General features: G+C 71.0%; 19 protein-coding genes. 7 read left to right on the top strand and 12 right to left on the bottom strand.

From position 1 onward, the window contains the following. Positions 1-154 precede the first annotated feature (154 nt). The gene (locus OG574_RS34255) at positions 155-1,597 is read right to left on the bottom strand and encodes a hypothetical protein (protein ID WP_326776354.1); all 1,443 of its coding nucleotides are present in this window, start codon (positions 1,595-1,597) and stop codon (positions 155-157) included. Positions 1,598-1,813: 216 nt separating this feature from the next. Between OG574_RS34255 and OG574_RS34250 the strand changes: the two genes are divergently transcribed. Next, positions 1,814-3,637 carry an endonuclease/exonuclease/phosphatase family protein gene (locus OG574_RS34250; protein WP_326776353.1) on the top strand — a complete coding sequence of 608 codons (1,824 nt, stop codon included), beginning with the start codon at positions 1,814-1,816 and terminating at the stop codon, positions 3,635-3,637. A 95-nt stretch (positions 3,638-3,732) separates the two neighbouring features. Here OG574_RS34250 and OG574_RS34245 read toward each other — a convergent pair whose 3' ends face one another. From OG574_RS34245 to OG574_RS34235, 3 genes are all read right to left on the bottom strand, one after another. After that, the gene (locus OG574_RS34245) at positions 3,733-4,476 is read right to left on the bottom strand and encodes an SRPBCC family protein (RefSeq protein ID WP_326776352.1); all 744 of its coding nucleotides are present in this window, start codon (positions 4,474-4,476) and stop codon (positions 3,733-3,735) included. Positions 4,477-4,497: 21 nt separating this feature from the next. After that, a complete protein-coding gene (locus OG574_RS34240) occupies positions 4,498-5,118 on the bottom strand; it encodes an ArsR/SmtB family transcription factor (RefSeq protein ID WP_100592426.1) in 621 nt (206 codons plus the stop codon). A gap of 80 nt (positions 5,119-5,198) precedes the next feature. Further along, on the bottom strand, positions 5,199-5,351 hold the full coding sequence (locus OG574_RS34235) for a hypothetical protein (RefSeq protein ID WP_326776351.1): 153 nt from the start codon (positions 5,349-5,351) through the stop codon (positions 5,199-5,201). 168 nt (positions 5,352-5,519) lie between these two features. Here OG574_RS34235 and OG574_RS34230 point away from each other — a divergent pair, with 168 nt between their 5' ends. The 4 genes from OG574_RS34230 (at position 5,520) to OG574_RS34215 (ending at position 8,922) form a co-directional block, all read left to right on the top strand. Next, positions 5,520-6,071 carry a hypothetical protein gene (locus OG574_RS34230; RefSeq protein ID WP_326776350.1) on the top strand — a complete coding sequence of 184 codons (552 nt, stop codon included), beginning with the start codon at positions 5,520-5,522 and terminating at the stop codon, positions 6,069-6,071. Positions 6,072-6,136: 65 nt separating this feature from the next. Continuing rightward, positions 6,137-6,994, top strand: coding sequence for a DUF4097 family beta strand repeat-containing protein (locus tag OG574_RS34225; protein WP_326776349.1), 858 nt, complete (start codon positions 6,137-6,139; stop codon positions 6,992-6,994). An 81-nt stretch (positions 6,995-7,075) separates the two neighbouring features. Further along, the gene (locus tag OG574_RS34220) at positions 7,076-8,131 is read left to right on the top strand and encodes an ATP-binding cassette domain-containing protein (RefSeq protein WP_326776348.1); all 1,056 of its coding nucleotides are present in this window, start codon (positions 7,076-7,078) and stop codon (positions 8,129-8,131) included. Further along, a complete protein-coding gene (locus OG574_RS34215; protein WP_100592421.1) occupies positions 8,128-8,922 on the top strand; it encodes an ABC transporter permease in 795 nt (264 codons plus the stop codon). Before OG574_RS34220 ends, OG574_RS34215 begins: the two co-directional genes overlap by 4 nt. A gap of 65 nt (positions 8,923-8,987) precedes the next feature. Here the strand turns inward: OG574_RS34215 and OG574_RS34210 are convergent, their stop codons facing one another. Further along, positions 8,988-9,224 (bottom strand): hypothetical protein, encoded by a 237-nt coding sequence (locus OG574_RS34210; RefSeq protein ID WP_326776347.1) that lies wholly within the window; start codon positions 9,222-9,224, stop codon positions 8,988-8,990. 208 nt (positions 9,225-9,432) lie between these two features. Between OG574_RS34210 and dapA the strand changes: the two genes are divergently transcribed. Beyond that, entirely contained in the window at positions 9,433-10,404 is a 972-nt protein-coding gene (gene dapA, locus OG574_RS34205; protein WP_326776346.1) for a 4-hydroxy-tetrahydrodipicolinate synthase, read from the top strand. Here the strand turns inward: dapA and OG574_RS34200 are convergent. The 6 genes from OG574_RS34200 to OG574_RS34175 form a co-directional block, all read right to left on the bottom strand. Further along, positions 10,394-11,617 (bottom strand): WD40 repeat domain-containing protein, encoded by a 1,224-nt coding sequence (locus OG574_RS34200; protein ID WP_326776345.1) that lies wholly within the window; start codon positions 11,615-11,617, stop codon positions 10,394-10,396. The two genes, dapA and OG574_RS34200, sit on opposite strands and share 11 nt — an antisense overlap. Next, a complete protein-coding gene (locus tag OG574_RS34195) occupies positions 11,614-12,225 on the bottom strand; it encodes a SigE family RNA polymerase sigma factor (RefSeq protein ID WP_326778721.1) in 612 nt (203 codons plus the stop codon). Before OG574_RS34195 ends, OG574_RS34200 begins: the two co-directional genes overlap by 4 nt. A 233-nt stretch (positions 12,226-12,458) precedes the next feature. Further along, complete coding sequence (locus OG574_RS34190; protein ID WP_326776344.1) at positions 12,459-12,779, bottom strand: hypothetical protein; 321 nt, start codon at positions 12,777-12,779, stop codon at positions 12,459-12,461. 593 nt (positions 12,780-13,372) lie between these two features. Further along, the gene (gene dapD, locus OG574_RS34185; RefSeq protein ID WP_326776343.1) at positions 13,373-14,374 is read right to left on the bottom strand and encodes a 2,3,4,5-tetrahydropyridine-2,6-dicarboxylate N-succinyltransferase; all 1,002 of its coding nucleotides are present in this window, start codon (positions 14,372-14,374) and stop codon (positions 13,373-13,375) included. A gap of 54 nt (positions 14,375-14,428) precedes the next feature. Continuing rightward, positions 14,429-15,034, bottom strand: coding sequence for a TetR/AcrR family transcriptional regulator (locus OG574_RS34180; protein ID WP_326776342.1), 606 nt, complete (start codon positions 15,032-15,034; stop codon positions 14,429-14,431). Continuing rightward, positions 15,034-15,354: a DMT family transporter gene (locus tag OG574_RS34175; protein WP_266669279.1), complete on the bottom strand. Its 321-nt coding sequence runs from the start codon at positions 15,352-15,354 to the stop codon at positions 15,034-15,036. The genes OG574_RS34180 and OG574_RS34175 overlap by 1 nt, the downstream gene beginning before the upstream one ends. Before the next feature lie 55 nt (positions 15,355-15,409). Between OG574_RS34175 and OG574_RS34170 the strand changes: the two genes are divergently transcribed. Then, positions 15,410-16,561: a DUF7847 domain-containing protein gene (locus OG574_RS34170; protein ID WP_326776341.1), complete on the top strand. Its 1,152-nt coding sequence runs from the start codon at positions 15,410-15,412 to the stop codon at positions 16,559-16,561. 67 nt (positions 16,562-16,628) lie between these two features. Here the strand turns inward: OG574_RS34170 and OG574_RS34165 are convergent, their stop codons facing one another. Further along, positions 16,629-18,023, bottom strand: coding sequence for a hypothetical protein (locus OG574_RS34165; protein ID WP_326776340.1), 1,395 nt, complete (start codon positions 18,021-18,023; stop codon positions 16,629-16,631). Positions 18,024-18,126 lie beyond the last annotated feature (103 nt).

Genomic DNA, 18,126 nt, shown 5'->3' with positions numbered 1-18,126 from the left:
TGAACGGGGGTTGAACTCCGCACGACGCAGGCAGAGCGAACACGTTCACGGTCGTCGGCGGGCGGGGCCGAGGGATGAGCGGGACGGGCGGCACGCGAAGGGGGCGGGGCGCCCTCGCGCCCCGCCCCCTCCCTGTCGCCGGCGTCGCCGTCCGTCATCCGCCCTGCGCGGACCGCGCCTTGAACGCCGCCTTGCGGGCCTCCTTGGCCACCTTCTTGTCGGGATGCAGGCGCCCCATCGCCTCCAGGACGTCCGCCGTCGCCGGGTGGTCCACCTTCCAGGCCGCCGCGAAGAACCCGCGGTGCTGGGCCGCGAGCCCCTCGACCAGGCCCTGGAGCTCGTCGGAGTTGCCCTCCAGGGCGAGCTGCGCGGCGATCGTGTCGACGGTGAGCCAGAAGATCAGGGACTCCGGCGGCGCGGGCACGTCGCTCGCCCCGTGCTCGGCGAGCCAGACCCTCGCGAGACCGCCCAGCTCCGCGTCGTCGAGCACCTCCCTGAGCGCCGGCTCCGCCTCGCCGCCCACGAGGGACAGCGCCTGCTGGCAGCGCAGCCGCCGCAGCGGCGCCCCGGCGTCCGCGCCGCGCGCCGCGGCCAGCAACTCCCGTGCCGCCACGAGCGGTTGGCGCCGTGCGAGCCACTGCTCGATCTCGGCCTGCGCGGCGGCCTGCGGGAACGACGACGTGCCGTCGAGCAGCGTGTCGGCGCCCTTGTCCGCGAGGTCGCCGACGACGGGCGCGTCGAGGCCCGCGTCGATCATGCGCGCGCGGACGCCGTGGAGCCCGAGCGGGGTGAGGCGCACCATGCCGTACCGCGTGACGTCCGAGTCGTCGAAGGCCTCGGGCTCGTTGACCCCCTCGCCCTCCCCGATCTCCGCCATCAGGGCCTCGTCGACCGGCTGGTACTCGACGAGCCCCACCGGGACGAGCAGCCGGAACTGGTCGTCCAGCTTCAGCATCGCGTCCGACACCTGCTCCAGGACGTCGTCCGTGGGTTCGCCCATGTCGTCGGGCACGATCATCGACGCGGCGAGGGCGGGCAGCGGGACGGGCTCGTCGCCGGCGCCGCCCTCGGAGACGGTCAGGAGATAGAGATTGCCGAGCACGCCTTCGAGGAACTCGGCCTCCGCCTCGGGGTCCCAGTCGAGCTGCGAGAAGTCGACCTCGCCGGTCTCCTCCAGGACGTCGACGAGGTCGTCCAGGTCCGGGATGCTCGCGTCGGCGAGCGCGGTGTCCAGGGCGCCGAGCCAGAGGGCGAGGATGTCCTGCGGGCTGCCGGAGGCGACGACGGCGAGGTCCTCGCCCGCGGCGACGGTGCCCTCCTCCTCGTCCACGATCTCCACGAGCCCGGTGTCGACCGCGACCCGCCAGGCCTCGCTGGCGTCGGCGGCCCCCTCGGCATCGGCGCCGAGCCCGAGCTCGAGCGCCGCGGCGGGCAGCTGTTCCTCGACGAGTTCGCCGCCCGCGCCGACCCGGGTCGCGGGTCCCGCCCAGCGGGCGAGCCGCACCGCGCGGGAGAGCAGCGGGGTGGCGAGGGCGTCGCGCGCGAGTTCCGCTTCGGAGCGCAGCCTCGCCGGCGGCAGGGGGGAGCTGTCTGACATCGCCTTGTTCTCCTCCGGACGTGTTGTGCGACCGCTCAGCCTAGACGGATTTGGCAGCATGCCGCCCGGTTCATGTACCCGTCAGGAACCGTACACCGCTGAAACCTTGACAACTCCCCTTGCTTCACAAGACATTTACGCGCGTAGAAGAGCACGGAGCGGCCCGCTCGCTCCACCCTCGTCCCGGCGCCTCACGCACGTCCCCGGAGGGACCCCTTGCCGAGCAAGAACTCGTCGCGCCTCGCCGCGCTGACCGTCGCCGCCGTCTGCTCCACCGTCTCCGCCGTCGTCCTCACCTCGCCCGCGCACGCGGACGCGATACGCATCCATGACATCCAGGGCGCGACCCGGACGTCCCCGCTGGCCGGGAAGCAGGTCACGGACGTGACCGGGGTGGTCACGGGCGTCAGAACCTACGGCTCGTCCAAGGGCTTCTGGATCCAGGACACGGCGCCCGACGACGACCCCGCCACGAGCGAGGGCGTCTTCGTCTTCACCAGCTCGGCGCCGAAGGCCGCCGCCGGCGACGCGGTGACGGTCTCGGGCACGGTCTCGGAGTACGTCCCCGGCGGCGCCTCGTCGGGCAACCAGTCCGTCACGGAGATCACCAAGCCGACGGTCACGGTTGTCTCGTCGGGCAACGCGCTCCCGGCCGCCACGGTCATCGACGCGAAGTCGGTCCCCGCCGCGTACGCTCCGGCCGGCGACCCGGCGGCGAACGGCTCGGTCAACGCGCTGCCGCTGCGCCCGTCGAAGTACGCCCTCGACCTCTACGAGTCCCTGGAGGGCATGAACGTACGCGTCGGCTCCTCCCGCGTCGTCACCGCGTCGGACGCGTACGCCGAGCTGTGGGTGACGGTCAAGCCGCACGAGTACCCCACGCGCCGCGGCGGCACCGTCTACGGCTCGTACGGGTCCCAGAACACGGGCCGTCTGCAGATCCAGTCGCTCGGCACGGTCGCCGACTTCCCCGCCGCGAACGTCGGGGACACCCTGGCGGGACGGACCGAAGGGCCCCTGGACTACAACCAGTTCGGCGGTTACACGCTGGTCGCGCGGGAGCTCGGCACCCTGGACAAGGGGGGCCTGGAGCGGGAGACGACGCGGCAGCAGAAGCGCGGCGAGCTGGCCGTGGCCACGTACAACGTCGAGAACCTGGACCCGGGCGACGGCACGTTCGCCGCGCACGCGGCCGCGATCGTCGACCACCTCCGGTCCCCCGACGTCGTGTCCCTGGAGGAGATCCAGGACAACAACGGCGCGAAGGACGACGGCACGGTCGCCGCGGACGTCACGGTGAACAAGCTGATCGACGCGATCGTCGCCGCGGGCGGCCCGAAGTACGACTGGCGCTCCGTCGACCCGGTCAACGACCAGGACGGCGGCGAACCCGGAGGCAACATCCGCCAGGTGTTCCTCTTCAACCCCGAGCGCGTCTCGTTCACCGACCGCGCGGGCGGCGACTCCACGACGCCGGTGGGCGTGACGCGGACGCACGGGCGGGCCGCGCTGACCGCGTCCCCGGGCCGGATCGCCCCGGCCGACGCGGCGTGGAAGAACAGCCGCAAGCCGCTCGCGGGCGAGTTCGTCTTCCGCGGCAAGACCGTCTTCGTGATCGCCAACCACTTCGCGTCGAAGGGCGGCGACCAGGGCCTGACGGCCCAGTACCAGCCGCCGGCGCGCAGTTCGGAGACCCAGCGCCACGCGCAGGCCGACGCGGTGAACGGATTCGTGACGGAGATCCTCAAGGCGCAGAAGAACGCCGACGTCGTCACGCTCGGCGACATCAACGACTTCGAGTTCTCCGGCACGACGCAGCGCCTGGAGAACGGCGGCGCCCTGTGGTCCGCGATCAAGTCCCTGCCGAGGAGCGAGCGTTACACGTACGACTACCAGGGCAACAGCCAGGTTCTTGACCAGATCCTGATCAGCCCGTCGATCCGGCACGACGACTTCGCGTACGACAGCGTGCACATCAACAGCGAGTTCAACGACCAGATCAGCGACCACGACCCGCAGGTGCTGCGGTTCCGTCCGTAGCACCTGCGGGTCTGTACGGGCACCTGCGGGTTCTGTACGCAGCAGCTGCGGGTGCGGCACAGAGCACCTGCGGGCCGGCCGGCGGGCGGGGTCGGTCAGGCGAAGACCCCGTCCAGCCAGCCGCGCCAGGCGGTCTCGTCCTGCGCGGCGTCGGCGTCCGGCGCGAAGTCGTGGACGACGATGCCGACGGGCGCGCCCCAGCGGCCGCGGCCGAAGATGCGGTACAGGGCGTCGTCGGTGCGCAGGCCGATGAAGTACGGGTTGCGGTAGTCGAGCACGGCTTCCAGGGTCTCGCCGCCGGGGCCCTGGACCCGCAGCTCGGTGCCCTCGGCGGCGTCGTCGGGCAGGCCGAGGGCGCGGCCGACGGCGGCGAGGGCCTCGGTGTTCGCGGACGCGGCGGGCCCGTCGAACATGGTGAAGGCGACGGGGCGGCCCGCGAAGTGCGTCAGGTACTGGCGCAGCGTGTGCAGGTAGAAGTCGGTGTGCTTGTCGGCGCCGTCGTAGTAGTCGTCCCAGTTGTCGGTGAAGATCCCGCTGTGGACGTAGCGGACCCAGGCGCGGCTGCCGCCGTCGCGGGCCTCGATGACGTGGTCCAGTTGATTGAGGGTCTGGAACGGGGGCAGCGCGTCCGGGTTGTCCGAGCGGGCGGTGAGGCGGTGCTCCGGATCCCAGGCCGTGATCGTGGCGCCGTGCGGCCCGCGGCCGCCCTCCTTCGGCTCGTACTCCATCGGCCACAGCCACCCGCCGGTGCCCGAGGTGAGCGCCTCCCAGACCTGCTCGGGGGTGGCGTCGACCTCGAACTCGCGGGCGATCTCGAATTCCCTGGGGTCGTTCGTCATGGCGGTAACTCCTTGGTGCGGTCAGTGCGGTCGGTCTTCGAGGGGCGGTCGGGGCTGCGGATCCTTCACCGAGGGATGCACGGCGATCACCACGCGGTGGTCACGGCCGCCCTCGGCTGATCCGTCGTGGTATTTGCGGACGAGCGCGCCGACCCCTTGGGTCAGCTCCTCGATGAACGCGGCCCGGTCCGCGGCGGACGCGAACCTGACCTCGCCGTCGAGGGCGTAGGTGGCAAGGCGCTTCTTCGCCTTGGCGGCCCCGGTCAGCAGCGCTCCCACGTCCTGTACGAGGCGTGCCGCGACGGCGAGCAGCCAGCGCGCGGAGAGCTGGTCGCGGGCCCGGTCCGGGTCGGGCTGCACGGCGCCGAGCGCGACCGGTGAGATCACGTACGAGGCGGCCGTGGCCCGCATCAGGCGCTCGGTGACATTGCCCTTGCGCCGCTCCCCCGCCAGCTCGACCAGGCCGTGCTTCTCCAGCGCCTTGAGGTGGTAGTTCACCTTCTGACGCGGCAGGCCGACCTTGGGGGCGAGCATTGCGGCGGATGCGGGTCCGGCGGCCAGCTCCGCGAGCAGCCGGGCCCTGATCGGGTCGAGGGAGACTGCGGCTGCCGCCGGGTCCTCGATCACGGTGACGTCCAACATGACTCCACGGTCGCACCGAAAACTTTTTTTGTCCAGGCGACTTGATTGTTCGGTGAGTCGCGGCCGCCCGACGGACGTCGTTACGCGGCCGGCCCCGGCACGAGGCTCAGCGCGAGCCTGTAGCGGCCGGTCGCGCCAGGGACGGCGAGTGTCGCGTCATGGGCCTCCGCGCCGGTCCACTCCGCGTAGGTGACGACCGTGGCCCCGCCCAGGGCGGATCGCGGTGGCGCCACATGGCGCCATTTGGGGTGCCAGAGTGGACACGACCCGGTGTGGCACCGCTTTGACACAACTCGACGCCAGCACGTTTCCGCAGGTCAAAGCCACTCCTCCGCCTTCACTCTGCAATCACTCCCCTGCCTCACTTGCGTATGGCGCCATGATGGTGCCACTATGGCGTCATGGACCTCACGCCGTATGTCGACAACCTCCGCCGCGAACTCGCGGTGGCCGCCGAAGCCGGCGGTGAAGAAGCCCGCGAGCTGGCCGAACGGCTCACCGCTCCCCTGGAGTCGGCGACCCGCCTGACGATGCTCAATGTGCTCTCCGCCGCGATGGACGAGATCACCCGTGAACTCGCCCCCGGCTCGGTCGACGTACGACTGCGCGGGCTCGACCCCGACTTCGTGGTGACGCGGCCGGCGACCGACGAGGCGTACGAGGCGTCGTACGAGGACCGGAGCGGGCCCGCCGAGCCCCTCAAGGCGCCGGCCCCGGCACCCGCCGACGGCGACGACGGCGGCACCGCCCGGGTCAATCTGCGCCTGCCCGCCCACCTCAAGACGCGCGCCGAGGAGGCCGCGAACCGCGAGGGCCTGTCGGTCAACGCGTGGCTGGTACGAGCCGTGTCGGCCGCGGTCGACGGCGGCACCCCGCCACGTGCGCCGGGAGGCACCAAAGCCACCCGCACCACCCGCACCGTCGGACAGAGCTTCACGGGCTGGGTGCGCTGACCGCGCCTCCGCCCGCCCGAATTCACCCGGAACTTCACCCTGAGACCCAAGAGGACGGGACAGCCATGCCTTCTTTCGACGCTCCTTTCGACACTCCCGAGCCGATCTCGGCCACCGCCCACGTGGAAGCCGGGTCCATCCGGTTCATCGCCACCGACCGGCTCGACACCCTCGTCGACGTGCAGCCGCGCGACCCGAAGAAGGACCAGCACGTGCGGGCCGCCGAGCAGACCGAAGTGCGGTACGCGAGCGGCCTGTTGACCATCAGGACACCCAAGGGCCGCCGCCTCATCGGCCCCTCCGGAGTCGTCGACGTGACGGTCGAGCTGCCCACGGGCTCGCAGGTGGAGGTGGCCGGCGCCTGGACCCAGGTGAACGGTGAGGGCCGGCTCGGCGAGGTCCGCGTGAAGACCTCGTCGGGCGATGTCCGCCTCGAGACCAGCGGCCCGCTGCACCTGGCCGCGTCCCACGGCAGCGTCACCGTGGACCATGTCCAGGGGTCCGCCGAGATCACCACCAGCTCCGGCAGCGTGCGCCTCGGCACCGTCGACGGTCAGGCCGTCCTGAAGAACTCATCCGGCACCACGACCGTCGGCGACGCCCTGGGCGATCTGCGCGTGAACGGCGCCCACGGTGACATCTTCGTCGGGCGCGCAGAGGGCTCGGTCGCGGCCACCACCGCCCACGGCGCCCTGCGCGTCGACGAAGTCGCCCGCGGCACCATCCAGCTGGAGACCTCCTACGGCGCCATCGAGATCGGCATCCGCGGGGGCACGGCCGCCTGGCTCGACGTGAGCTCGGCCGCCGGCCAGGTGCACAACGGGCTCGGCACCTCCGACGGCCCCGACAAGTCCGAGGACACCGTCGAGGTCCGCGCCCGGACCAAGTTCGGCAACATCGACATCCGCCGAGCCCGGGCCTGACCCGCCCCAACTTCCTGACGCCACCGGCCACTTCACCGCTCATCACCCCACCGCCACCACGCCTTCGATTGGGAGGGCTCCATGCCTTCGTCTGTCATGCCCACGCCCAGGCTGGGCAACGGCCAGCAACCGCCCGCCGCCGTCTCCACCGCCGATCTGCGCAAGTCGTACGGCGACAAGACCGTCCTCGACGGCATCGACCTGCACATCCCGACCGGCACCGTGTTCGCACTGCTCGGGCCGAACGGCGCGGGCAAGACCACTGCCGTGCAGATCCTGTCCACGCTCATCTCCGCCGACGGTGGCCAGGCCCAGGTCGCGGGCCACGACGTCGCCACTTCGCCGGAAGGCGTGCGTGCCGCGATCGGCGTGACCGGGCAGTTCTCCGCCGTCGACGGGCTGATCACCGGCGAGGAGAACATGTTCCTCATGGCGGACCTGCACCACCTGTCCAAGCGTGAGGGGCGGCGGGTCGCCGCCGAGTTGCTGGCGCGGTTCGACCTGACCGACGCCGCGAAGAAGCCCGCCTCCACCTACTCCGGCGGCATGAAGCGCCGCCTGGACATCGCCATGACGCTGGTCGGCAGCCCGCGGATCATCTTCCTCGACGAGCCCACCACCGGCCTCGACCCGCGCGCCCGTCACAACATGTGGGGCATCATCCGAGAGCTGGTCTCCGACGGCGTCACCGTCTTCCTCACCACCCAGTACCTGGATGAGGCCGACGAGCTCGCCGACCGCATCGCCGTACTCAACGACGGCAAGATCGCCGCCGAGGGCACCGCCGAGGAACTCAAGCGGCTCATCCCCGGCGGACACGTACGGCTCCGCTTCACCGACCCGGACGCCTACCAGGCCGCCGCCCTCTCACTGCGCGAGGCCCATCGGGACGACGAGGCCCTCGCGCTGCAGCTCCCCAGCGACGGCAGCCAGCGCGAGCTGCGCTCCATCCTCGACTGGCTGGACGCCGCCGCCATCGAGGCGGACGAGCTGACCGTGCACACCCCCGACCTCGACGACGTGTTCTTCGCCCTGACCGGCGGCGCCGGCGTGCCCGCCCAGCCGAACCAGCCGAACCAGCCGAACCAGCCGAACCAGCCGAACCAGCCGAACCAGCCCAAGGAGGACGCCCGATGAGCTCCCTGTCCCTCGCCGTGCGCGACTCGTCCACGATGCTGCGCCGCAACCTCCTGCACGCGCGGCGCTACCCCTCCATGACGCTGAATCTGCTGCTCACGCCGGTCGTGCTGCTGCTGCTCTTCGTCTACATCTTCGGGGACGTGATGAGCGCGGGCATCAGCGGCGGCGGTGCGGACCGCTCCGCGTACATCGCCTATCTCGTCCCGGGCATCCTGATGCTGACCATCGGCGGCACCACGATCGGCAGCGCGGTATCCGTCTCCATGGACATGACCGAGGGCATCATCGCCCGCTTCCGTACGATGTCGATCCACCGCGGGTCGGTGCTCATCGGGCACGTCGTCGGGAGCGTGCTGCAATGCGTGATGAGCGTGGTGCTCGTCGGGGCCGTCGCCGTGGCGATCGGGTTCCGCGCCACTGACGCCACCGTCCTGGAGTGGATCCTCGCGGTCGGACTGCTGGCGCTCGTCTCCCTGGCGCTCACGTGGATCGCGGTCGGGATGGGCCTCTCCAGCCCGAACGCCGAGGCGGCCAGCAACAACGCCATGCCTCTGATGGTCCTGCCGCTCCTGTCCAGCGCCTTCGTGCCGGTCGACGCGATGCCGGGCTGGTTCCAGCCGATCGCCGAGTACCAGCCGTTCACCCCGGCCATCGAGACGGTGCGCGGACTGCTGCTCGGCACCGAGATCGGCAACAACGGGTGGCTGGCCGTGGCCTGGTGCGTGGCGCTGGCCGTACTCGGCTACGTCTGGTCGCGCTCGCTCTTCAACAGCATCGGTAAGCGCTGAGCACTGAGCACAGGAACGCACAAGGGCGGGGCGCCCACTCACCGACAGGGAGTGGGCGCCCCGCCCTACTGCTGCCCCCCGAGCCGCGCGGCGCTGTGCTCCGCCTCGGCGAGGATCGCGTACCGGTCGGCCACGATCGCCTCCGCGTCGGCCACCGCCCGTTCGGCGGCGAGGCGGCGTCCGGCATGTGAGTGCGGGGCCGGCGCGGGGTGCCTGCGGCGCCACCAGCCGTCACACGCGGCGTAGACGCCACTCGCACAGATCAGCAGGGGAACGGCGAGGGCCAGGACGACGTCACGCACCACGGGATCCTTATACGTTTTATATGTCTACGCATACGTGCAACTTCTCTCTGATAATTCGGAATCCGGGTGCATTTCCTGAAGGTCGGCCCTCGGCCAATATCCCGTCGGAACTCGGCCATGCACCCTCGACTGCTAAGCAAGACTTGCCACTACCTCGTAGAAGAATTAAGTGGAGCTGCACGGTTAGGGCGCCGAGACTGCACCTATGAGCCTCGCGAACTCCCCGCACCCGCCCTTCGGCCGCGCCCTGTGCGCCATGGTCACGCCGTTCGCCGACGACGGCGCCCTGGACCTGGACGGCGCGCAGCGCCTGGCGGCCCATCTGGTGGCCGAGGGCTGTGAGGGCCTGGTCCTGTCCGGCACCACCGGCGAGTCCCCGACGACGTCGGACGAGGAGAAGGCGGCGCTCGTGCGGGCCGTGAAGCACGCGGTCGGGGAGCGGGTCCCGGTCGTCGCGGGCATCGGCACGGCGGACACGCGGCACTCCGTGGAGCTGGCGGCCGGTGCCGAAAAGGCGGGCGCGGACGGCCTGTTGGTCGTCAGTCCGTACTACAGCCGCCCTCCGCAGGACGCCCTGGAGGCGCACTTCCGCGAGATCGCGGACGCGTCGGGGCTGCCGGTGATGCTGTACGACATCCCGGGCCGCACCGGCACGCGCATCGAGCCGGACACCCTGATCCGGCTGGCGTCCCACCCCCGGATCGTGGCCGTCAAGGACTGCGCGTACGACATGCTCGGCACGCAGAAGGTGCTCGGCGCGACCGGTCTCGCGTACTACGCGGGCTGCGAGGAGTTCGCGCTTCCGCTGTACGCGGTGGGCGGGGCGGGCTTCGTGTCGACGGTCGCGAACGTGGCGCCGCGCGCGCTGCGGGCCGTCCTGGACACCTTCGACGCGGGCGACACCCGGGAGGCGGCCCGGCGGCAGCAACTGGCGGCGCCGCTCGTGGAGTTGATGATGGCGTCCGGCCTGCCGGGCACGGTCACCGCGAAGGCGCTGCTCGGCGCGCTCGGCCTGCCCGCCGGCCCTGTCCGCGCACCACTGCGGCCCGCCGGCCACGAGGTGACCGACGGGCTGCTGACCGCGTACGAGAGCTTCGCCAACGCGTGGTGCGGTGCCGTCCCGGGGGACAACCCCCGGGCCCCCGGCCGGACAGACGCATCCTCCGTCAGCGCGTAGTGAACTGCGGTGTCCAGCGGCCCGGGTAGTCGTCGGACGCCTTACGGAAGTCGCTGAGCTGGACGACCTTGTCGCTGCCGATGGTGAGCAGGAGCAGCTGGTTGTGGAACTCGCCCTTGCCGCTGCACTTCTTGGGATCGCAGCCCCAGGCGATGAGCCGCTTGTTGTCGGCCCAGGCGAGCAGTTGCTGCCCCGGCACCTTGGTGACCATCCTGCCGCTGAGGGGGTCGACGATCGCCGAGGCGATCTCGTTGCCCTCGCCGGCGAACTCACCGCCGATGAGCTTGCCGTCCGGCGAGAGCCCCGCCTCCGCCCACGACACGTGCTTCTCCACGGCGGGTGTGGCCACCTTGCGGCCGTTCAGGTCGTAGTAGATCCGGTCCGGCGCCATCGGGATCTGCTCGTAGACGAGCTTGCCGTCGTGGCTGAACCGGAGGTCGGCGCGCGCGTTCGGCGACCAGCCCATCTTGTCCTCCCAGAAAGGCCGTTCGTGCCAGTCCGCCTTGCCGGAGGCGACGTCGACGACGGTGAACCCGGTCCGGCTGGCGACCGGCCCCGGCTCGTCCTTGCCGTTCACGTTCATCTTGTGCGACCAGTAGAGGTGGTCGGGGTTCTTGGCGTACGTCGTGGCGAGGAGCTTCCTGCCGTCCGGCGAGAACTCCACCCCGGCCACGCCCTTGTCGAGCTCGATCCACCGCTCCACCTTGCCGGTCATCAGGTCGAGCAGGCCGATGCGGTCGACGGGCAGCCGCTTCTCCAGGACGGCGGCCGTCCGCATCCCCGGCGCCACCTCGACCCACGACCACCGCGTGGTCCTGTCGTACTTGCCAGTCTTCTGGTTGAGCAGCCCGTAGGTGCGCTCCATGACGGCGTCCCGGTTGGGCTGCTTGACCGTCTTGTATGTGGAGAACGCGGCCAGCGCCGTGTCCCCCGCCGCGATGAGGTCCCGCGGCGGTGACTGGTCCGGGTGGGCGATGATGTCGCTCTGGTTCATCTGGCTCGCGGGGCGTACGTCCTGGCCGCCCGAGTTCAGGACGGGCACGGCAACCGCGGTGGCGACGACCGCCGCCGTGGCGACCGCGGCGCCCGCGATGGTGCGGACCCGGCGGCGGTGCCGCACGGCGAGCACCCGGTCGGCGAAGTCGGACGGCACGGACGCGCTGTCGGCGGCCTGTTCGCGCAGTGCGTCACGGAGCAGTTCATCGACGTTCACGGACGCACCTCCATGGGCGAGAAGTCACGGGACGGCAGGTCTTCGGCGTCGGCCGGACCGAGCGCGGCGAGTTCGGGCGCGAGGCTGCGCAGCTTGGCGAGCGAGCGGTGCGTGGTCGAGCGCACGGTCCCCACCGAACAGCCGAGCAGGCGGGCGACGTCCGCCTCGGGCAGGTCCTCGAAGTAGCGCAGGACGAGTACGGTGCGCTGCCGGGCGGTGAGCCTGGCGAGCGCGGTGCGCATCACGATGCGCAGGTCGGCGGCGTGGGAAGAGTCGACCCCTGTACGACTCTCCGGCGGCTCGGCGACAGTCAGTTCCCGTCCGCGCCACTTCAGGCGCCATCTGCTGATCTGCTGGCGGTAGAGGATCTTCCGTACGTAGGCCTCCGGTTCGTCGATCCGGTGCCAGCGTCCGGCCGCCTTGATCAGCGCGTTCTGGAGCAGGTCCTCGGCGGCGTGCCGGTCGCCCCCGCTGAGGAGCACCGCGGTCCTCAGGAGCGCGGATGACCTGCTCGCCACGAACTCGCGGAAGCTGTCCCAGCGATCCGCGCCCGCCTCGCCCGCTGTCTGCCCGGCATACCCCGCTGGTGCTTCCCTGCCCGCATCCATCTTCACCTTCTCTTCCCCGTCGGGCGGCCCTGCTGCCCCCCTGCTGTTCCTTGTGACGCGCGCGGTGCGCCCTCGCTATGCCTGCGTGCGCAAGAAATGCGCGGGACATTGTGCGCGGGATGACGCGAGTGGCCCGCACCGGATGCCGGTGCGGGCCACTTCGGTTGCGGGGTGCGTCAGTTGTGGCTGTTCTGATGTTGTAGCAGGTCAGGCAATGAGCAGCGTGAATCGGCTCAGTAGCCGACGTAGCCGCCCACCACGACAATGGCTACGCCGCCGTACCCGTTGCCGTAGCCGTACCCGTTGTCGTACCCGTTGTCGTAGCCGTATCCGTACCCGTTGCCGTAGCCGTACCCGTTGCCGTAGCCGTACCCGTTGTCGTAGCCGTAGCAGTCATCCCACCAGCCGCACCGGTTGTTGGAGTGGCTGGCCGCGGAGGTCGCGTGGGCAGGGGCGGCCGCAGCCGTCCCTGCGGCGCCAACTGCGGCGCCACCAGCCAGCATCACGCCGGCTGCGGCTACAGCGAGGGAACGCTTGATATGAGGTGCTCGCATGAGTCTCTACCTTTCCTTCCGCCACCGAAGATCGAAGGCGGGTGGCCACAGCGCATGCAAGACATACGGTGCGGTTCGCAGAGGTCACAGCTCGACGCGGGAGCACGTCTCGCCGCTCATTGGTTCCGGTCCTTCCGGAACTTGCCGCCCAGGGCGTGCCCGGGTTGCGACTCTCACACGTATCACGCTAGTAGCACATACCCTCTCCAGCATCTTGAGCAGAAGTCTGCGCAGTTCCGCAGGTCAGCGGTCGGCGGCCAGGCCCGAGCCATGACGTCCCCCTGACGCCGTCCCTCTTCGACGGCGACGCCCCGAAGGCCCACACCACCCGCATGGAGTATCGGCAGAGAAGTGGAGGACAGTGGCATCCCGAGGTGACCGGCGGGGACGTCCAGGCCGCCGCGCCGCGCCGCCGCAGGCCCCGCCGGGCAGAACTTACAAAGCAGCTTTCTCCCTCAACGCGCGAGCGCCCTCCCGGGCTCTCATGGGGCCGTGGAGGGCGCTCAACGATGACCGACGTCGACAACTGCCGACAGCTCAGCGGCAGGTCAGAGGAGATCGATCAGGCGGCCGCACGTCACGGCCGCCTGTGATCAGTTGTGGCTGTGCAGAACCTCGTTCAGGCCGCCCCACACCGCGTTGTTCGGGCGGGCCTCGACGGCCCCGGAGACCGAGTTGCGGCGGAAGAGGATGTTCGAGGCTCCGGACAGGTCGCGGGCCTTGACGATCTCGCCGTCGGGCATCGTGACGCGCGTGCCGGCGGTGACGTACAGGCCGGCCTCGACGACGCACTCGTCGCCGAGGGCGATACCGACGCCCGCCTCCGCGCCGACGAGGCAGCGCTCGCCGATCGTGATGCGGACGTTGCCGCCGCCGGAGAGCGTGCCCATGGTGGAGGCGCCGCCGCCGATGTCGGAGCCGTTGCCGACGACGACGCCGGCGGAGATGCGGCCCTCGACCATCGACGTGCCGAGCGTGCCGGCATTGAAGTTGACGAAGCCCTCGTGCATGACGGTCGTGCCCTCGGCGAGGTGCGCGCCGAGCCGGACGCGGTCGGCGTCGGCGATGCGGACGCCCTTCGGCGCCACGTAGTCCGTCATGCGGGGGAACTTGTCGATGGACGTCACGGAGAGGTGCAGGCCCTCGGCGCGGGCGTTGAGGCGGACCTTCTCGACGTCGTCGACGGCGACCGGGCCGAGCGAGGTCCAGGCGACGTTGGCGAGGAGGCCGAAGACGCCGTCCAGGTTCTGCCCGTGCGGCTTGACCAGCCGGTGGGAGAGCAGGTGGAGGCGCAGGTACGCGTCGTGCGCGTCGAGCGGCTTGTCGTCGAGCGAGGCGATGACCGTGCGCACGGCGACGGTCTCCACACCGCGGCGGGCGTCGGTGCCGATGGCCTTCGCGGCGCCCTCGCCGAGCAGTTCGGCGGCGCGCTCGGCGGAGAGCCGCTCGGTGCCGGCCGGGCCCGGCTCGTCCTGGAGGGACGGGGCGGGGAACCAGGTGTCGAGGACCGTGCCGTCGGCGGTGAGCGTGGCGAGGCCTGCGGCGACGGCGCCGGTGGTGCGCTGAGCGGTGGTGCTGGCGGGAGAGTCAGACATGGGTGAAACCTAACCGGAGGTGCGCCGCGGGGGCGAACCGGTACGGCCGGTGTCTCAGGTACCGGGCGCGCCGCGCTCCCCCGGCCGGTCGGCCGCGGCACCGTCCGCGTCCTGGCCGGGCGCCCCGTCGATGACCCGCGCGAACATGTCGCGCGCGTACTCCTCCTCGTAGACGGCGTCCGTGAGCAGCACCTGGAGGCAGATTCCGTCCATCAGGGCGACGAGCGCGCGGGCCGTGACCGGGTCGGTGCGGCGCGCGAGCTCGTCGGCGACACCTGCGCACCACTCGGCGGCGACGGGCCGCAGCGCGGGCCTGCGCAGGGCGGCGAGATACAGCTCGTACTCGAGCTCGACGGCGGTGCGCTCACCGGCGAACCACTCGCCGAGGACCGCGGCGAGCCCGGCGGCGAGCCCGGAACGCGGCGCCTCGAAGACGTCGCTGCCCGCCACGACCTTCGCGAACCCTTCATTGGTCTGGCGAAGCGCGGCGACCAGCAGTTCGTCGAGGGTCTTGAAGTGGTACGTCGTCGAGCCGAGCGGCACATCGGCCTCGGCAGCGACGCTGCGGTGGCTGAGTCCTCCGATGCCTTTCTCGCCCACCACCCGGATCGCGGCGTCGATGATGCGCTGCCGCCGCTCGGGGTCGTAGCGCCGCGCCATCAGTGGGCGCCGCCCATGTTGAGCAGCACCACGCCGCCGATGACCAGGGCGATCCCCGCGAGCCGGGCCGCGGTCATCGCCTCGCCGAGGAAGAGCATCCCTATCCCGGCGATGACGGCCGTGCCGACGCCGGCCCAGATCGCGTACGCGGTCCCGACCTGCACGGTCTTCAGCGTCTGTGCGAGCAGCGCGAACGCGATCAGATAGCCGGAGACGGTGATCAGGGAGGGCCAGAGCCTGCTGAATCCCTCGCTGTACTTCATGGCGGTGGTGGCGGCCACTTCCGCCGCGATGGCGCCGGAGAGCAGTACATATCCCATGTGTACGAGTGTACGCAACGTTGTGTACAGGCGTACATAGCACGCTCGGGCTATCGTGTCGCGATCACTGTGGGGGGCCACAGGGACGAACTACTCCTGGGAGTGCGGCGAGATGACGGACATGTGGGGACAGGGCCCTGGCCAGGGGCCCGGACACGGGCCTGGATACGGACCTGGATACGGACCTGGCGGTTACGGCTGGGGTGCGTGGCCGCCACCCCCGCCGCAGCCCGGCGTCATCCCGCTCGCCCCGCTCGGCGTCGACCGGATACTCGGCGGCGCCTTCACGACGATGCGCCGCCACGCGAAGCCGCTGTTCGGCACCGTCCTCATCGTGTACGTGGCGCTCGCCGCGCTCATGGCGGGCGCGCTGGCGCTCGCCTACGCGGCCGTCTCGGACGACGTACGGGCGCTCCTGGACCGGCACACCGAGTTCGAGTGGAGCCACGCGCGGCCGGCTTTGACCGCGTTCGGCGTGGTGTGGGCCGTCGGCATGCTGGCGCTCACGGTCGGCACGGCGTTCATCCAGTCCGCGTGCACCGTGGTGCTGCGCGAGGCGGTGCTCGGCCGTCCCGCACGCTTCGGGGCGGTGTGGCGGCGCGCCTGGTCCCGCACGCCTTCCGTGCTCGGCGTGGGCCTGCTGATGGGCCTGATCGCGCTGATCCCCGCGGGCCTGGCCGTGGCGTTCTTCGTGTCGATCTTCGTCATGCTGCTCACGCAGTCGTTCGCGCCGGTCGGCGTGCTGTTCCTGCTCATGGCGGTGACGGTGCCGCTCGTGGTCTGGGTCTACGTCCTCTTCATGTTCGGCCCGGCGGCCGCCACGCTCGAGGAGGCCGGGCCGATCCAGGCTCTGCGCCGCTCGGCGCGGCTCGTGCGGGGCGCCTGGTGGCGCACGTTCGGCATCTCCCTGCTGGCCGGCGCGATCATGATGGTGGTGTCGCTCGCGGTGCGGGTGCCGCTCCAGATCGCGATGCCCGACACGACTCCGCAGGCGTACGAGCCGGGTCAGAGCGCGTCCGACGTGTTCGAGGCGATGCTGCCGCAGCTGGGCTTCATCATGGCCCTGTCCATGATCGCCAACCTGCTGGTGCAGCTGGTGAGTTCGGTGTTCCTGCCGCTGGTCACCGCGCTGCTCTACACCGACCAGCGCATCCGCAGGGAGGGCCTCGCCCACACCCTGGAGCTCGCGTCCCGGTCCGACGCCTAGCTTCCGGTCGAGGACCTGACACCAGAAAAGCGGGCCTGCACGGGCAGGCCCGCTCAACGCCCGCGGACTAGTCGGTGACGCCGAACCAGGCGGCCCTGGACTTCTTCCACTCCGGGTGCGTGAGGTCCTTGGCCTCGGTGCCGTCGCCATAGAGGTCGGCGGAGCCGTTGTCGGTCAGGAGCTGCGCGCGGGCGCCGGACTGCGTCAGGTCGGGCACGCTCACCACGGCCTCCCAGCCGCCGGGGTCGCTCGTCGGCAGGTCCATCCGCTTGACCGGCGCGTGTCCCGCGACGCCGTCCCACTGGTACAGGGCGTACGGGTCGGAGTTGTCGTCGGCGGCCCAGCTGCCGGCCACGATCAGGTACTGGTTCGCGGCGTTCTTGCGGATGTCGCGCACCGAGAGCCCGCCGAGGTCCAGCTCGACGGGCGTCCCGAACACGGGCTTCGTCCCGCTCGACACGACCTTGTCGAAGTTGGTGACGGGCACGACGAGCGCCTTGCCCCCGTCCTTCGGCGGCACGAGCGGCGCGCGGAACCCGATGTACGCGGTGCTGGTCGACCCGGGCGCGAATTCGAGGCCCTCGACGTTGAACCCGTCGACCTGCTTGGGCACCTGCCCGTCCTCGGTGCCGGCGGCGAACCCGTAGCGGTCCCCGTTCACCTCGTCCCACGCGACCAGGTCGTCCCGCAGCTTCTTGTACGCCTTGCCGTACGACAGCTGCGTCGCGGCCCCGCTGCCGCTCACCGTGGTCGTGAAGACCGTGTTCCGGGGGGTCTTGTACTCGCCGTCCTTGTTGTTGCCGAGGGACCCGGTCCAGTAGATCGTGTCGCCGACGCGCGTGGCGCCCTCGATGTCGACCTCCTTGGTCACCCCGAGCTGCGAGCTGAAGTCCCAGGTCTTCACGGGCGCGCCGGAGACCGAACCGCTGTAGAGGCGCAGGACGTTGGACTCGTCGTCGGCGACGAGGACGTAGCCGCCGCCCGCGTCGACAGCGGCGGACGCGTCGCTGGAACCCGTGAAGTAGCGGGTGTCGGGGCCCTGTTGCACGGCGGCCGAAGCGGCGTAGTGCAGCGTCTTGGTGACGGTCCTGCCGTCCACGCCGGTCACCTTGAGGGTGAGGTCGGTGTAGCCACGGCCCTGCGCGGCGACGGACACCTGCCGGGTGGCGCCCGACCCGGTGACGGTGACGTTCCCGGTGCCGGCGACGGACGACTTGCTGCTCGCGGAGGCGGCCACGGTCAGCGCCGACGCGTCGGCGCCGCTCTGGCCGACGGTGACGGTCACGACGGGGTCACCCGTGGCGCCGACCGCCCCGGAGACGTACGAGGCGGAGAGTGCGATCGTCGGCGTCCCGTAACTCGCCGCGCCCGCCGGGCTGTTGAGCCCCGCGAGGGCCAGCGTGAGCACTCCGCCCGTGACGGCGACGGCTCTGCGGCGGGATGTGGGAAGGAAGTGCTGCATGAGGGCCTCTCATCGGGCGGGTGTCGACGAGAACCTTCGGCCACGTGGGCCAACTACAGGCGTACGCACCGCGACCCGGGAGCGAACACCAGACAGCACGGCC

It is taken from the genome of Streptomyces sp. NBC_01445, assembly GCF_035918235.1.
GTDB lineage: Bacteria > Actinomycetota > Actinomycetes > Streptomycetales > Streptomycetaceae > Streptomyces.
Note: the sequence above shows the minus strand (reverse complement) of the source record. Positions and strands in the feature narration are given on the sequence as shown.

Bases quoted from the DNA above. Each gene is read 5' to 3' on its own strand.
- OG574_RS34165 (WP_326776340.1), bottom strand. From the start codon at position 18,023: ATGCAGCACTTCCTTCCCACATCCCGCCGCAGAGCCGTCGCCGTCACG.
- OG574_RS34245 (WP_326776352.1), bottom strand. From the start codon at position 4,476: ATGACGAACGACCCCAGGGAATTCGAGATCGCCCGCGAGTTCGAGGTC.
- OG574_RS34230 (WP_326776350.1), top strand. From the start codon at position 5,520: ATGGACCTCACGCCGTATGTCGACAACCTCCGCCGCGAACTCGCGGTG.
- dapD (WP_326776343.1), bottom strand. From the start codon at position 14,374: ATGTCTGACTCTCCCGCCAGCACCACCGCTCAGCGCACCACCGGCGCC.
- OG574_RS34240 (WP_100592426.1), bottom strand. From the start codon at position 5,118: ATGTTGGACGTCACCGTGATCGAGGACCCGGCGGCAGCCGCAGTCTCC.
- dapA (WP_326776346.1), top strand. From the start codon at position 9,433: ATGAGCCTCGCGAACTCCCCGCACCCGCCCTTCGGCCGCGCCCTGTGC.
- OG574_RS34175 (WP_266669279.1), bottom strand. From the start codon at position 15,354: ATGGGATATGTACTGCTCTCCGGCGCCATCGCGGCGGAAGTGGCCGCC.
- OG574_RS34195 (WP_326778721.1), bottom strand. From the start codon at position 12,225: ATGGATGCGGGCAGGGAAGCACCAGCGGGGTATGCCGGGCAGACAGCG.
- OG574_RS34220 (WP_326776348.1), top strand. From the start codon at position 7,076: ATGCCTTCGTCTGTCATGCCCACGCCCAGGCTGGGCAACGGCCAGCAA.
- OG574_RS34225 (WP_326776349.1), top strand. From the start codon at position 6,137: ATGCCTTCTTTCGACGCTCCTTTCGACACTCCCGAGCCGATCTCGGCC.
- OG574_RS34215 (WP_100592421.1), top strand. From the start codon at position 8,128: ATGAGCTCCCTGTCCCTCGCCGTGCGCGACTCGTCCACGATGCTGCGC.
- OG574_RS34180 (WP_326776342.1), bottom strand. From the start codon at position 15,034: ATGGCGCGGCGCTACGACCCCGAGCGGCGGCAGCGCATCATCGACGCC.
- OG574_RS34190 (WP_326776344.1), bottom strand. From the start codon at position 12,779: ATGCGAGCACCTCATATCAAGCGTTCCCTCGCTGTAGCCGCAGCCGGC.
- OG574_RS34255 (WP_326776354.1), bottom strand. From the start codon at position 1,597: ATGTCAGACAGCTCCCCCCTGCCGCCGGCGAGGCTGCGCTCCGAAGCG.